Genomic DNA, 15186 nt, shown 5'->3' on the forward strand with positions numbered 1-15186 from the left:
TGCGCTGCACCCAGGCTACATTGCATCGCCTTATTTGTAGCCTGGGTGAAGGCGAAGCCGTAACCCGGGGTTCAGAAAAAAAAATCATGCTCCCTTAACCCGGGTTCCGCTGCGCTGCACCCAGGCTACATTACATCGCCTTATTTGTAGCCTGGGTGAAGGCGAAGCCGTAACCCGGGGTTCAGAAAAAAATCATGCTCCCTTAACCCGGGTTCCGCTGCGCTGCACCCAGGCTACATTTTTTACACAGCTACATTCGAGATATGGCTCCTGGGCCAACTTTGGGGCTGAATGAATCATCCATTTTTTCTTCGCTAGAAAAGAATGAGAACGAATTAGGTTCTGTGACTTTGTTCTGCTTCATCGCTTGGTTAATCAGGGTATTTATTTCCCATTGGGTTGAAGTCCAACCATATAATCCACGTATTTGGCGAATAATCCATAGCCTACTGCGTAACTGGCGTATGTATTTCACTCCTGCAGCTTCTTCTTCAGATGAGTCGCCATTGATGTCGTCTTTTAACTGCTGTAACTTATCTTTAAAACCAGGACGTCCCTCATTAACTTCAATAAAATGCTCAATGCATTGAAGTGCTAAATCCTTTTTAAATTTCAAACCAAAACGATGATCTTCACCTATATCCCTTAAAATATTTTTAAACGCTTCATAACTCATATTCGCTTTTATTCCGTCTAAATAAGGATTTTTAAACGTGTATGATTTAATGGTGCTCAAGAACTCATCTTGGTATTCTCCAGCGTATTGCGCCCCGTTTGTGAATAAATGATGGGCTATTAACATGCTGTTGTTCTGCACCTCTTTTTCATCAGCCAGCCCAGCTTGCACTCGTTCCAATGCAATATCTAAAGGAGTCTTACCTGCTTTGTTGGGTACATTAATGAATTTTCCAAACATACTTAAGGTTTCTTCATAGCGGTATTCGCCAAGCCTAATTGCACTATGTAAAGGGGTATCTTCTGGATCAAATTCATCATCTTGTTTCGATAAATCTTGATAACGAACAATCGACTCTCGAACTTGGTGCCGGAGGGTCTCTGTTGCCCAACACGAGGGAATGATTTCTTTCACTAAATCACGTGTTTGTTGCTCATCTAATTGAGCCACATAATCACGAAATTCCTGGATAGAAAACAATGCAGCACGCAAACGTGTAAGCCTGGCTAGAGTGGCATGAGTCATTAAAGCAACTTCCGCGCGCTCTGAAGCCTTCTTCATATCAGCACATTCCCATAAGGTCTTCTGAATGAGTTCCTTTGGCATTAAAATATGCTTAAAAAAGGATTTCCATTTTGCTCTGTTAAATTTGGGATTATCGCTTAGCTGGGAAAAAGCGTTGATTTCGGCGTAACTATGATACTCCTTATTATCAAAAGGATTAGAAACATAACCAAATTTCGTAGGCCAATAGTTGTTGGATGAAGTGCTTAAACACATGAGCGACTGGAGGTCATCCGCAGTGATGTCAAACGCATGAGGACCATGGAATAAATGGAAAGGTCTTCGGGTTTGAAAACCCATGATGCTGTCTACAAACATTAAATCATGATCGATTTTGAAAAACACCGCATGAGGCTTGCCCTCACGTTCTACCAAATAAAAACCATAATTTCCTTTATGTAAATCATCCTCTTCCAAGGTATAAGAAGTCGCAAAAATACTGGCCAGTGATTCATAATCAATGCTTAAACGTCTGGCCTCCTCTTCTGCAACTAAGCGTGCAAAAAATCCTTGAGGAAGCTTATTTAGAAAATAAATAGGTATTTGGGTGGGATCATTCGCTGTTTTTGCAGCGTAATCATATCCTTCATCCGTTTTTTTTAAAGCATAAAAATCATGCGTTAATCCTTCTCTATTCGCTATGACATAGCAAAGATGTTGGACCGCTAAACCACAAACATGATTGTCTTTATTAACCACTAAATGATTCGAAGGGGTCAGATCAGATAAAAGAAAAAGACGAGCTAATTGACCAAACATCACTTCAAGACGAGAAAGCTCCGCTCGACCGTGCTTATTTTTTTTATAAATGATTTTGTAAGGAGGATTTATTTTATCGGGAGGGGTATAAATAGCATCGAGATAGGCCACATGTGCGGATGCCTGTGTTGCGGGACCTTTTTTTATGTCTTTAGTATGGAAAAATTCTGCCATAGATCAAATGGAAGCCACATTATGTCCCATATGGGAATCAAATTGTGCTAAATTTTAACATGAAGCATAAAAAAATCAATTCTCTTCTATGGTCAGACTGCCATCTTGTGCATCCAAGTCTCCTGCGCTATTCAAACGAATTTGCAAACCCACATTATTTTTTGAGTCAGCATATTTGATCGCATTTTCCTGGGAAATAGCACCACTTCGATATAATTTTAATAAAGCCTGATCGAATGTCTGCATGCCTTGTTCCGTGCTGCGCTCCATCGCTTCCTTAATGTCATCAATTTTCCCTTTCTCGATTAAATCAGCTACATAAGGACTATTTAATAAGAGTTCCACAGCCGCCATCCGTTGGTTGTTCACCCCCGGAACAAGTCGCATTGAAATAATCGCGCGCAGATTAAGCGAGAGATCCATTAATATTTGTTTTCTTGCATCTTCCGGGAAAAAATTAATGATACGGTCCATTGCCTGATTCGCATTATTGGCATGCAGCGTTGAAATACATAAATGCCCTGTTTCTGCATACGCAATGGCTTGTTTCATGGCGTTACGCTCACGTATTTCACCGATTAAAATCACGTCTGGCGCTTCGCGCATTGCATTGACTAAAGCGTTATCATAACTCATCGTATCAATGCCCACTTCCCGTTGATCCACGATGGATTTTTTATGTTGATGAATAAATTCGATTGGATCTTCAATCGTTAAAATATGCCCGCTTTGATTTTCATTGCGATAATCGATCATGGCTGCCAAAGTAGTTGATTTGCCTGATCCGGTAGCCCCAACGACGAGAACCAGTCCACGGAGTTCCATCACGATTGATTTTAAAATAAGAGGTAAATTTAATTGCTCAATTGAAGGGATTTTATTCTTGATGTAACGCACCACCATGGAAATATCACCACGCTGACGAAATAAATTAATTCTGAAACGCCCAACCTGAGGAATGGAAAGCCCCATGTTCAGCTCCATAGTCGCCTCAAATTCTTTACGCTGATCATCATTCATCAGTGATAAAGCAATTTCAGCCATTTGTTGCGCTTTGAGGGGTGCCTGCCCCACAGGCGAAATAACTCCTTCGATTTTAATATTAGGCGGTGCACCGACACTAAAAAACAAGTCCGAAGCACCTCGATCAACCATTAATTTAAAAAAAGGAGTTATGTCCATATATCACCTAGTATAATTTAGAATATTGTAGCCTGGGTGAAGGCAAAGCCGTAACCCGGGTTTTCCGGGCAAAAATCAAGCTCCTTAATCCCGGGTTACGGCTTTGCCTTCACCCAGGCTACAAATTTACAATACATCGATTTTAACTAATAACTAAATCATGTAATCTTCGATTTTCCAATTCACTCTGACACGTCTTTAAAAATGCCGCCTTCGCATTTTTTGCAGCGTCATTATGCACTTGCATTAACTCAACCGCGTCACATAGACGGTTCAAAAATTGTATGTGCTCCTCTTTAGTATATTCTATAGTCTGCTTTTTGGGCGGAAGAAGCTCTTCTTTTGTGCTTTTCTCTTCCGAACTTTTCTCCTCCATTTCACTGGCCAACTGGGGACTCGTATCCAGCATTTCTTGGAAATAATTCGTATTATAAGGAGCCATAGCCAAACGCTCTGCCCCATCGTTCTCCCCTGGAGTTGCATTCCAACGCTCCGCTGCATCGACAAATTTCTTCATATTTTTTGGATCTAGGAACTGAGAATAACGAACCACCCCAGCAGGAAATTCTTTTCCTAAATGATTTCTTACTTCAAATCCTTGTTCTCTTAAATACCCTAAGAATTCTTTTTCAAAACGCGCGATACCTCTCGCTTGGGGATGAGTCACAACATCCAAAGCAATAATACGTTCATCTGGTGCATGAGTACTGGTTGGAGACAATCCCCCATTCGTACCTTTCAAATAGCGCACATAAATCGCATAAGTTACCGGGTTTTCTCCTCGTTTTGCGGCATTATTTAACTGGCTTTCTATTTGCCGCAAAATTTTTTCCAACTGTTCCCCAGCCTTGTCGTCTTTTACAGGGATAAAATAATCCACGTCGCGCAATACCTTTGGAAAAGCAACTTGTGGATGGGTAATATGGTTTTCGAAATCGACTATAGGCTTTGTGCCTCGTCCTTCAATTGATTCGGCTGCAGCGATTAACATGAATTCCGGTAATAAACTCCTTAATTCCGAATTAACCAGAAAATTCATCAAATCAGCCCCCAGTCTTAATCCCAGTTCTTGAACAAAGGAAGTGCCCGTAGGAGCATAAGTCGCTTTGCTGGATTGAGTTGGCTTTTCTGTAGTGAAGTTCCACTTACGTATTTGCCATTGATGAATGTTTTCACTGAGTTCCGAGTTGGCAGTGCTTGGCATTCCCATAATACTCACGTATTGATTGTTCTTTAATATGTCCCCCAGTTTGCCCTTCATTTCTTCGGTGTTATGAAACACATCCACTGTTTCACGTAAATTAAAGGCTTTCACTGCACGTATCTTGACGCTCAAAATAATGCCTAAAAACCCGCTGTTTGCTGCACATAGCGTTTCAAAATCAGGATGATCAGGAGTCAGCTCCCGAATGGTTCCATCCAAATCACATACTCTGATTGATTCAATCAAGCCACTTATTGCAGGCTCATCACGACCTGTTCCATGTCCACCAGGGGTAAATAATCCGACAAGACTCGCCCAACACAACATACTGATTGTCGATGAAGATAAATTATTTTTTCGTAAAAATTCCGCATATTCAGCGACTTGCATGCCTGCGTTGACTTCAACCAGCATGGCTGGGAGTTGATGAATGGGATTGTCAGGATTAATCCATGCAGGTTTTGTAGTAGCTGGCCCTAACACTTTCGCTTTATGAAATTTCTTTTTAAAGCGAATAATAATGTCTGTACCTTCACTTTGAGGCGATGCTCGACCTCCCACTACTTCTGAAAAAGAGAAACTGCTTCCATATTCTGCTTCCTGAACTTTAGCCCAAGGAAATAAGCAACAGCTGTCACTCTTCTTATCATCCCAACCGGCACACGCTCTCAAGGTAATTTTATTCTTTGGAGTCCGATTTTCATTCATCTTCTTGATCTCTTTCATGATGAATTGAACTTGTTCTTCTGACTCTACATCAATAACCACAGCGGCTGGATTCTTCACAGTGCCCATAAAATTCGACCAACCTTGGCTGTAAGACATTTTTTTGCGGGTTAACCTATCCATAAATGCACGTTTTAGCTCGGTGGGAAAAGTCATCATTGCTCCTATGTTGATTGGTTTCAATACGATAAAGACGCTGTCTTAAACTCTTAAAACGTTAACAACAAAGACTGTTTTGTAACCTTGTAGCCTGGGTGAAGGCAAAGCCGTAACCCGGGTTACGAAAATATACCCTCACCCTAGCCCTCTCCCGCAAGCGGGCGAGGGGATTTTTAGTGCCCTATTAATATTATTTCATCAACCATCCCCTCTCCACCTTGGGGGAGAGGGTTAGGGTGAGGGGGGCTACATTTTTTCCAAAACTTCGCGCAAATATTTGACAGGCTCAATGACCATTGAAGAATCGTGTTGTTTGGGAGCATTTGCAAAAGGTAATATGGCTCGTTTAAATCCATGTTTTGCGGCTTCTTTTAAGCGCTCCTGCCCACTTTGTACTGGTCTGATTTCACCAGCCAAGCCAACTTCACCAAAAATAATGGTTTCCCTGTCAAAAATCCGATTACGCAAACTGGATACAACAGCTGCTAATAATGCAAGATCTGATCCAGTTTCCGTCACTTTCACCCCACCGACTACATTGATAAAAATATCTTGATCGTAGGTAGCTATTCCTCCATGTCGATGTAAAACCGCAAGTAAAATGGCCAAACGATTGGATTCAAGACCCACGGTCACCCGTTTGGATTGTTGTCCATGTGCCTCATCAACCAAAGCTTGTACTTCGACTAACATGGGGCGTGATCCTTCCCAAGTTACCATCACCGCACTCCCTGAAGTAGGTTCTGGTTGGCGCGATAAAAAAATCGCTGAAGGATTTGCTACTTCTTTTAATCCTTTGTCGGTCATAGCAAATACGCCCAATTCATTGACTGCACCAAAACGGTTTTTAATGGCACGAATGACCCTGAAACGACTGTCGCTTTGGCCTTCAAAATAGAGAACACTGTCCACCATATGTTCTAAAACCCGTGGTCCAGCTAAAGCGCCCTCTTTAGTGACATGGCCAACCAAAAACACTGCCGTCTGGGTTAGTTTCGCAAAACGAACCAATTGTGCTGCCGATTCGCGCACTTGACTTACCCCGCCTGGAGCAGAACTGATACTCTCTGTAAAAATAGTTTGGATGGAATCAATCACAATCACTTTAGGATTTTCTTTTTGTGCGTGTGTAATAATGGACTCAACTTGTGTTTCAGCTAAAAGTCTTAGCCCCGCTAAAGGTAATCCCAGACGTTTGGCGCGCATGGCTACTTGCTGTAAGGATTCTTCACCCGTGACATATAAAACCGTTTCCTGCATGGAAAGATTAGCCAAGGTTTGCAATAACAAAGTGGACTTACCAATACCAGGATCACCTCCAATAAGAACCACTGAACCATAAACCAAACCACCACCAAGGACTCTGTTGAGCTCTGATAAGCCACAATCCATACGTAGTTCTTTATCCATAACAACATCTTCTACTGCAGTAATTACAGAGCGTTGATTAACCCAAGAGCCACTGCGTGAATTACGATTTACTGGCATACCCTCTTCTGCGATCGAGTTCCATGCGCCACAATGTGTGCATTGACCTGCCCATTGCTTAGAAATCGCGGCACATTGGCTGCATACAAATTGGGTTTTTGTTTTCATGCTTATTCCATCAGATTAAATTGAAATTAATATACACGATTTATTCTATTGAATCCTCATTGCACCTATTTACGTGCCCTATCACGGTAGCCTGGGTTCAGCGCAGCGGAACCCGGGAATGCACTATTATTGATCCCGGGTTCCGCTGCACCCAGACTACATTGATTCCTTGAACGCATACTAACGGGACAAATCCAGGAACCCAACTCCAATAAAATTAATTCACTTACATTGAATCCTGAGAACAACTCAGTATAATCAGTTCATTTTGAACAATCAGGACAAAATCTATGAGCCAGGGCATGCATTTTGAACAATCGATCACAGAGTTAGAAGAAATTGTCAGGCAACTAGAAAAGGGAGAGCTTTCTTTGGAGGACTCCTTGAAGCAATTTGAGAAAGGGATTAGCCTGGCCAGACGTTGTCAGGAAGTGTTACAAAAGGCCGAACAAAAAATAGAAACATTAACCTCTGCTGAACCCAGCTCGGATGAACAATTAAGTGATAAGTAACTATATAAAAAGGCATGAAGAGTTTCTTAGAGAACTAATCAAAGAATCCTCTGTACCTGCAACAACGATACGTTCTGCAATAAACTATTCTCTATTTCCTGGTGGGAAGAGAATCCGGCCCATCCTAGTCTATTTAACCGGAAGCTTACTTGAATTGGATCTGAAAATTCTCGATGTTATTGCAGCAGCTATAGAATTAACTCATTGCTACTCTTTAATTCATGATGACCTCCCCGCTATGGACAATGATGATCTTCGTCGTGGCAAGCCGAGTTGTCATAAGGCCTTTGATGAGGCAACTGCAATTTTAGTTGGCGATGGCATGCAAGCCTTGGCCATTGAAGTATTATTAACCAATCTTTCTCTTCTGCTACAACCCGAGCAAGTGATTGCGGTCACGCTTGAACTGGTTAAGGCCAGCGGGATTAGTGGAATGGTGAGTGGACAAAGTTTGGATTTATCTGAATTAGCCAAATCATCCACTGGTGAAGAACAACTTAGAGAAATTCACTACCTTAAAACTGGACGACTTATTTTAGCGTGCATTGAAATGGTTCTGAATGCTCGTTCTTCCATACCTGAAGCAGATAAAGTCGCTTTACGAACTTATGCCAGTCATCTAGGCATAGTTTTTCAAATGCAAGACGATTACCTAGATCGTTATGCGCCTACCGAAGTATTAGGTAAAGGACGTTCCTCTGATTTAGCAAATCAAAAAACCACGTTTGCAAATCTTTATTCTAAAAATAAATTAGAAGAAGAAATTAGTAAACATTATCAAATTGCTCTTGATGCATTAAAAATATTTGATCAAAAAGCATCGGCATTGATTGACTTAACTAAGAAATTACAAGACCGTAGTAAGTTGGATCGCTAATATATAGTTACGAAATTCACATCGTAGGCTGGGCTGGAAAGCCCAGCAACATCTGTATCAGGGCATCATTGCTGGGCTTTTCAGCCCAGCCTACGTTTAATTCAACCCCGCTTAACTCTTACTCCTGACTATCTGTGAAATAGGAATCATAGTTTCTATCCCAAGTTCTGTTTTTCTTTGTTCTCCCTTCCAGGCGTGCCCGTACACCACTTCATAAGTCAACGGATATTTTCCTTTATCCGTTTGTAGTGTGGAATAATTTTGTTCAAACTGTCGCCAAGCTGTTTTACCTGTTAGCCCCTGATTTCTTTGGGAGTTAATGTTTTTTACTCCCTGAGCTTTTAAAGCCTGTAATAGCTTAGGCAAGGTTTCATAATGCACTGCCAATAATTCCATATCCATTACTGGCTCTAAAAAATGCTCTGCCATCAAGCAATCACCTACATCATGCATGTCAGCAAATTCATTCACATGAGCGAAATGATTTACATCTGCCCAAGCGTGCTTCAATTCCTTAAATGTATCAGGACCCAGAGTAGTAAACATTAAGCAACCATTGGCTTTCATGACTCGATTCAACTCACGAAAAACTGGAATCAAAGGACCACCCCAGTGAATCACTTGATTGGCAAAAACCAAATCAAACGCACCTGTAGCAAAAGGCATGCTTCGCATATCTGCTGTCACTAAAGGCCATTTTCGTCGCCAACTTTGTTTTTTTTGTGCCTGAATCAACATAAACTGCGCTATATCCAAACCTACAACCTGAGCTTTGGGATAAATTTGGGTCAGCTCATAAGAAAAGAAACCTGGTCCGCATCCAAGATCAAGAATACGTTGTGGCTTAATATTTAAATACTGCAAACGCTCTAATAAACGCACCCCAATTTCTTGTTGTACTTTGGCAGCAAATTCATATTCAGTGGCATGCTGATTAAATGCCTTGCTAATTTCGTAGATAACAGCCATTATAAAACCAGGAAAAATTAAAGGAATCCAACACTTGTGCGCCAGAAAATATGGAGTTTAACACAAAGTTTGCGCTTGTACTCAATATGTACTTTATGTAATCAATTTCATGACAATAAAATGGCAGTTTGTACTCATTGTATCGAACTCATGCCTTATTTAGGCCCGGCATGCCGGCACTGCGCTTATCCCTTACCGGATGTACATTTACTGGTCTGTGGCCGTTGTATTAAAAATAAACCTTATTTTGACCGTGCATTCATTAATCACACCTTTGAAGAGCCATTACGCAATCTTTTGCATCAATTTAAATATCATGATGGCCTTTATCTGGGTTCTTTTTTAAGTCATTTAATGGTTAACTCACTGCCAAACGATGAAAACTTACCTCAATGTTTAATCCCAGTCCCTATGCATCCACAACGAATCAAATCACGTGGATTTAACCAAGCAGCAGTTCTAGTTCGTTTCCTGGCCAAAACATTACGACTGCCTTACGACTTAAGCAGTTGTCAGAAAATTCGTAACACTGAGCCTCAAGCAAGTCTTGATGGAGAACAAAGACAAAAAAATTTACACCATGCCTTCAAAACTAAAAAACTCCCTTGGCAGCATGTGGCAATTATTGATGATCTCTTAACTACAGGCAGCACAGCCAATGAACTGGCATTCACTTTAAAAAAATCTGGAGTAAAACAGGTGGACATCTGGTGTTGCGCACGAACGGTGAGTAAATCGTAGTAAATTGTAGCCTGGGTGCAGCATACACAAAGTATGTAAGCATCGGAGCGCAGAAAATCAGGGCCGTTTGCCAAAATAGTAGAAATGGAAGCAGGCCCTAGATTCTTTGCAGATCATTCATCAATAAGTGAACCAAAAGCACACAAAACACAATAACGACCAGTCGATGCAATAAAATCTCCATGGGTACAGAGACTGCTTTACCGCGAACTTTTTCAATAATCGCATAAACAATCGAACCTCCATCCAATCCTGGGATAGGAAAAAGGTTAATCACGGCAACAGCAAGACTTAAGCTGGCTATAAAAAACAGGAAAACAGCTGTTCCTTGCATCAGTGAAGATACTGAAGCTGCAAAAATACCAATAGGACCTAACAATACTGAAAAAGGAATCACTCCAGTAAATAATTGTTTTAAGATCATCATAAAAAAATAAACCATGTTGCTCATGAATGCATTGGTTTGATGTATCGCATCTAAAAGTGATGGAGCTCGTAGTTTACTTTTGGCCGCAGATAGATTGGGATTAATCCCTAACTGAGTTAATAAAGATACTTTTGCCCCGTGAAAGTGTTCGTGACTTAAATCAAACATTACTATTGATTCATTGCCATCAGCGCGAATCAAGGTAACCGGGATGTCTTTTTTCCCCCAAAGAATAACTAGCCGCATGCCTACGTCACTCCATGTTGGCGTTGCAGTACCATCAATGGAGATGAATTTATCCCCTGGAAGCATTCCTGCTCGGGCTGCGCTGCTATTAGGCAGAACCTCTTTGATTTCCGGCACAGTATAAGTCAGCCCAATACTGTACACTAAAACAAAGGCCAACCAAGCAGTAATCAGATTTGCAACTGCCCCAGCCAATAAAATTAGAATACGCTGCCAAACAGGTTTTTTATCAAAACATTGGGAATATTTTGCAGGTTCCACTGGACTAATACGTGTATTTTCCAACTGGACATAACCCCCTAAAGGAAAAAATGCCCATACCCATTCACAACCGCTGCGACTCTGCCAACGTAATAGCGGCTTACCAAAACCTATGGAAATTTTTTTGATTTTTACTGAAAAAATGCGCGCTACTAATGCGTGTCCTCCCTCATGAATGCCTACTACCAAGATTAATGTCAGTATTATGGCGATAATTGCCAAAAACATAAGTTACTCCTTCACCGAGGGCGTGTGTTATCTACGATCAATTGTAATACTGGTGTTCCTTTTCTACCACCTAACTCATAACCTTTACGGTATACTTCAAACACTCGATACGCTTGATTCGATTCGCTATCAACCAATTCAACATCATCGCCTTGTTCATCAATTAATGTGACAGTTAAATGAATTTCACGAAATCCAGCGATATGATATCGCTCTTTAAATAATTCTAATACACGTGCCAAACTTTGCGCTGCCTCTTCGCCACTGTGTTCACCTTGTAGAATTATATCCATGATCGTCTCCCCATAACTTGGGATTTATGTATAAAACCCTCTATTATTGTTAGCGGCTGAACAAAGATGTACTTTAATTTTACAGATGATTTTTTGTAGTCTAGTGGTAGGAAAAATATAACTGGGGTTTCGAATAAAAAATCAAGCTCCTTAATCCCGGGTTCCACTACGCTGCACCCAGGCTACAACGTTCAAAAACTTCAATTGTAGCCTGGGTGAAGGCGCAAGCCGTAACCCGGGTTTCACTATGCTCCACCCAAGCTACAATCAGAAATAAAGAAATAAAGAAATAAGGTAGAGTGCACTACAAATTTAATGGCTAATCGTTTACAATCCCTCGATTAACTTAATAATTCATATTCAAATAATTCATATTATATGGTGTTTGTTGCTTGCGGGTTGAATCATAAAACTGCTCCAATAAACGTGCGTGAAAAAGTCGCCTTATCTCCTGCTACCCAGGATTTAGTGCTGGAGAGTTTGTTGCATCTTCCTGAAGTAAGTGAAGCCGTTATTTTATCTACCTGTAATCGCACAGAAATTTATTGTGACACCCAAGATCCGCAGATCCTGACACACTGGCTTACCAGAGAACATCAGTTACCCTTGGATTCATTGTCTCCGTTTATCTATATGCATAAAGGTCATCAGGGAATCAAACATCTTTTACGGGTTGCCAGTGGTTTGGATTCTATGATGATTGGCGAACCTCAAATCCTTGGGCAAATGAAACAAGCATACCAACATGCGTGTAGCCTTGGTGCAATAAAATCAGAATTACGCCCTATTTTTGAATATGTGTTTAGTGCTTCAAAACGAGTACGCACTCAAAGCAGTGTCGGGACAAATCCCGTTTCTGTTGCCTATGCAGCAACACAATTAATAGGTCAACTTGTTACAAACTATAAATTGCTCAATGTTTTTTTAATTGGTTCTGGAGAAACTGCTTCATTAGTTGCTAAATACTTGCGCCAACAAGGTGTTGAGCGTTTTATGATAGCGAGTAGAACGTTAGAAAATGCAGAGAAACTTGCCAACTCATTTAATGGACAGACCATTCCGATCACCAACATTGCCGAATATCTGCCACAAGCAGACGTTATTGTTTCTGCAACAAATTGTCCAATTCATTTCATTAATAAAAATTTAGTTGCGCAAGCATTAAATCAAAGAGACAACACTCCCATGTTCTTTTTGGATTTATCGGTTCCCCGAGATGTTGAAGAAAGCATCAGGGAATTAGAACACGTACAACTTTATAATATCGACGATTTACAAGCTATGGTCGACAAAGGAATGGAAGAAAGACGTCATGCGGCATTACATGCAGAGCAATTAGTCGATGAGGAATTAAATAAGTACATTCACAAACATCGTTCGCTTAAGGCCAAAAAAGTCATTTGTGATTACCGCAGTCAAATGCAGGATTTGGCACAAAAAGAACTGGAACGTGCCTTAAAAAAACTTTCTGCTGGACAATGTCAGCACGTCGTTTTAAATGAGTTTAGTGAACGCCTAGTGAATAAGCTCACGCATAATCCTACTGCGGGTTTACGACAAATAGCCAAAGATGGTCGGGAAGATTTATTTACTTTAGCTCAATATCTTTTTAATACAACAACACATCAATCATCCTATGAAGAAATCTCTTGAACTCAAACTGCAGCAAATGCTGGAGCGATATCAGGAAGTGGGCCGTTTATTATCGGAAGCTTCCATAATTGCCGATCAAAATCAATTTAAAACGCTTTCAAAAGAATACGCTCAACTTGAACCTGTTGCGACATGTTATGAAACCTACCTTGAAGCCCAAAATAATTTATCGTCACTACGCGAAATGCTCGAAGGTGATGATAAAGAATTAGCATCAATGGCGGCAGAAGAATTAGAAAGCGCCCAAAAGCAAGTGGAAGAACTTGACGAACAACTACAATGGCATTTGATTCCCAAAGATCCAGACGATGAGCGTAACGTTTATCTCGAAATCAGAGCAGGAACTGGTGGTGATGAAGCAGCAATTTTTGCCGGGGATCTGTATCGTATGTACAGTCGATATGCGGAAGGTCAAGGTTGGCAACAAGAGTTAATCAGTGCCAATCATGGTGAACATGGTGGATATAAAGAAATTATTGTACGGATTAGTGGTCATGCAGTTTATTCACAACTCAAATTTGAATCCGGTGCGCATCGAGTGCAACGTGTCCCTGAAACTGAATCTCAAGGACGTGTCCATACCTCTGCATGTACGGTTGCAATTATGCCTGAGGTTGATGAAATTGATGACATCCAAATTAATCCCGATGATTTACGAATTGATACATACCGCTCTTCAGGTGCTGGAGGTCAGCATGTCAATAAAACCGATTCGGCCATACGCATCACCCATATCCCAACGGGTGTCGTAGTGGAATGCCAAGATGAGCGTTCCCAGCACAAGAACCGTGCTAAGGCGATGTCATTACTTAAAACCCGCTTACTGGATGCAGAACAAAGCAAACAGAAGAAAGAGCAGGCACAAACGCGTAAATCGCTGGTGGGTACTGGTGATCGTTCTGAACGAATTCGTACCTATAACTACCCGCAAGGCCGACTGACAGATCACCGCATTAATTTGACGATCTATCAACTCGGTGATGTGATGGAGGGTAATTTAACAATGGTCATCGATCCATTAAAACGTGAGTACCACGCAGAATTGCTCGCAGAGCTGGGACGAAATGATTAGTATCCGTACAGCTCTGGGAAAAACTCCGGATCTGGAAACAGAAATTTTACTCTGTCACGTTTTGAACAAGACCAGAACGTATCTCTTTGCACATCCTGAAAAACAATTAACCTCATTACAATGGGAATCCTTTCAAAATTTAATGGCCCAAAGGGCCCAAGGGATCCCCATTGCTTATCTCATAGGAGAGCGTGAGTTCTGGTCACTCAATTTAAAAGTCAACCAACACACGTTAATTCCGCGACATGAAACAGAACGATTGGTTGAATTAGCTTTGGAGCTTATTCCCAATCAACCAAATACCTATGTTCTTGAGTTGGGTACAGGGAGCGGAGCAATTGCCTTAGCTCTTGCTAAAGAAAGGCCTCATTGGAGTATTGTTGCTGGGGACATCAGTCAAGAGGCCTTAAATATTGCAAAAGAAAATGCGCAAAATCATAAAATACACAATGTAAGTTTTTATCTATCCAATTGGTTTGAGAACATTCCGCGACGACAATACCATGCTCTTGTTGCTAATCCGCCTTACGTTGCGGAACACGATCCACACTTAGAGCAAGGCGATCTACGTTTTGAACCACGAAATGCTTTGGTGAGTAGTCAAGAAGGCTTAGGTGATCTACAATGTATTATTAAACAAGGTCATGAGTATCTTTTACCTGGTGGCTTGATCTTGTTAGAACATGGGTACGATCAAAAATTAAAAGTACAGGCTATACTTAACAAATTACAATATAAAAACGTAATGTGTTGGCAAGACATCCAAGGTAATGACAGAGTAAGTGGGGGTTGGCGATAATTTTATTGATGATACAATAGTTTTTTGATATACCTAACCGCTTTCTGTAAACCCAGGTACGAGTTGGG

At 41.0% G+C, this 15186-nt stretch carries 13 protein-coding genes; 6 read left to right on the forward strand and 7 right to left on the reverse strand.

The window, feature by feature from the left end; translation table 11 throughout:
- Positions 1-250 precede the first annotated feature (250 nt).
- The 4 genes from ankK to radA all read right to left on the reverse strand — a co-directional run bounded on the left by ankK (position 251) and on the right by radA (position 7040).
- A complete protein-coding gene (gene ankK / locus Lstg_RS16275; RefSeq protein ID WP_058478666.1) occupies positions 251-2173 on the reverse strand; it encodes a Dot/Icm T4SS effector AnkK/LegA5 in 1923 nt (640 codons plus the stop codon).
- A 75-nt stretch (positions 2174-2248) separates the two neighbouring features.
- Positions 2249-3355, reverse strand: coding sequence for a PilT/PilU family type 4a pilus ATPase (locus tag Lstg_RS16280; protein ID WP_058478667.1), 1107 nt, complete (start codon positions 3353-3355; stop codon positions 2249-2251).
- A gap of 142 nt (positions 3356-3497) precedes the next feature.
- Positions 3498-5441 carry an FAD-binding oxidoreductase gene (locus Lstg_RS16285; protein WP_058478668.1) on the reverse strand — a complete coding sequence of 648 codons (1944 nt, stop codon included), beginning with the start codon at positions 5439-5441 and terminating at the stop codon, positions 3498-3500.
- A 249-nt stretch (positions 5442-5690) separates the two neighbouring features.
- Positions 5691-7040: a DNA repair protein RadA gene (gene radA / locus Lstg_RS16290; RefSeq protein WP_058478669.1), complete on the reverse strand. Its 1350-nt coding sequence runs from the start codon at positions 7038-7040 to the stop codon at positions 5691-5693.
- A gap of 290 nt (positions 7041-7330) precedes the next feature.
- Here radA and Lstg_RS16295 point away from each other — a divergent pair, with 290 nt between their 5' ends.
- Together Lstg_RS16295 and Lstg_RS16300 are read left to right on the forward strand one after the other, a co-directional pair.
- Complete coding sequence (locus Lstg_RS16295) at positions 7331-7552, forward strand: exodeoxyribonuclease VII small subunit (RefSeq protein WP_058478670.1); 222 nt, start codon at positions 7331-7333, stop codon at positions 7550-7552.
- Positions 7542-8429: a polyprenyl synthetase family protein gene (locus Lstg_RS16300; RefSeq protein WP_058478671.1), complete on the forward strand. Its 888-nt coding sequence runs from the start codon at positions 7542-7544 to the stop codon at positions 8427-8429. The genes Lstg_RS16295 and Lstg_RS16300 overlap by 11 nt, the downstream gene beginning before the upstream one ends.
- Positions 8430-8540: 111 nt before the next feature.
- Here Lstg_RS16300 and bioC read toward each other — a convergent pair whose 3' ends face one another.
- The gene (gene bioC, locus Lstg_RS16305) at positions 8541-9398 is read right to left on the reverse strand and encodes a malonyl-ACP O-methyltransferase BioC (protein WP_058478672.1); all 858 of its coding nucleotides are present in this window, start codon (positions 9396-9398) and stop codon (positions 8541-8543) included.
- Positions 9399-9434: 36 nt separating this feature from the next.
- Here bioC and Lstg_RS16310 point away from each other — a divergent pair, with 36 nt between their 5' ends.
- Positions 9435-10139: a ComF family protein gene (locus Lstg_RS16310; RefSeq protein WP_338011243.1), complete on the forward strand. Its 705-nt coding sequence runs from the start codon at positions 9435-9437 to the stop codon at positions 10137-10139.
- 97 nt (positions 10140-10236) lie between these two features.
- On the opposite strand, the gene Lstg_RS16315 is transcribed toward Lstg_RS16310, so the two are convergent.
- On the reverse strand, positions 10237-11301 hold the full coding sequence (locus Lstg_RS16315; protein ID WP_058478673.1) for a M50 family metallopeptidase: 1065 nt from the start codon (positions 11299-11301) through the stop codon (positions 10237-10239).
- Positions 11302-11312: 11 nt separating this feature from the next.
- Positions 11313-11594, reverse strand: a complete 282-nt coding sequence (locus Lstg_RS16320; protein WP_058478674.1) for a hypothetical protein — start codon at positions 11592-11594, stop codon at positions 11313-11315.
- Between the two features lie 378 nt (positions 11595-11972).
- Between Lstg_RS16320 and hemA the strand changes: the two genes are divergently transcribed.
- The 3 genes from hemA to prmC are packed head-to-tail and all read left to right on the forward strand — an operon-like array spanning position 11973 to position 15118.
- Positions 11973-13247, forward strand: coding sequence for a glutamyl-tRNA reductase (hemA, locus tag Lstg_RS16325; RefSeq protein ID WP_058478675.1), 1275 nt, complete (start codon positions 11973-11975; stop codon positions 13245-13247).
- Positions 13231-14319 (forward strand): peptide chain release factor 1, encoded by a 1089-nt coding sequence (prfA, locus tag Lstg_RS16330; protein WP_058478676.1) that lies wholly within the window; start codon positions 13231-13233, stop codon positions 14317-14319. The genes hemA and prfA overlap by 17 nt, the downstream gene beginning before the upstream one ends.
- Positions 14312-15118, forward strand: a complete 807-nt coding sequence (gene prmC, locus Lstg_RS16335; RefSeq protein ID WP_058478677.1) for a peptide chain release factor N(5)-glutamine methyltransferase — start codon at positions 14312-14314, stop codon at positions 15116-15118. The genes prfA and prmC overlap by 8 nt, the downstream gene beginning before the upstream one ends.
- Positions 15119-15186: the final 68 nt, after the last annotated feature.

The organism is Legionella steigerwaltii, from assembly GCF_001468065.1.
In the GTDB taxonomy this organism is placed as follows: domain Bacteria; phylum Pseudomonadota; class Gammaproteobacteria; order Legionellales; family Legionellaceae; genus Legionella; species Legionella steigerwaltii.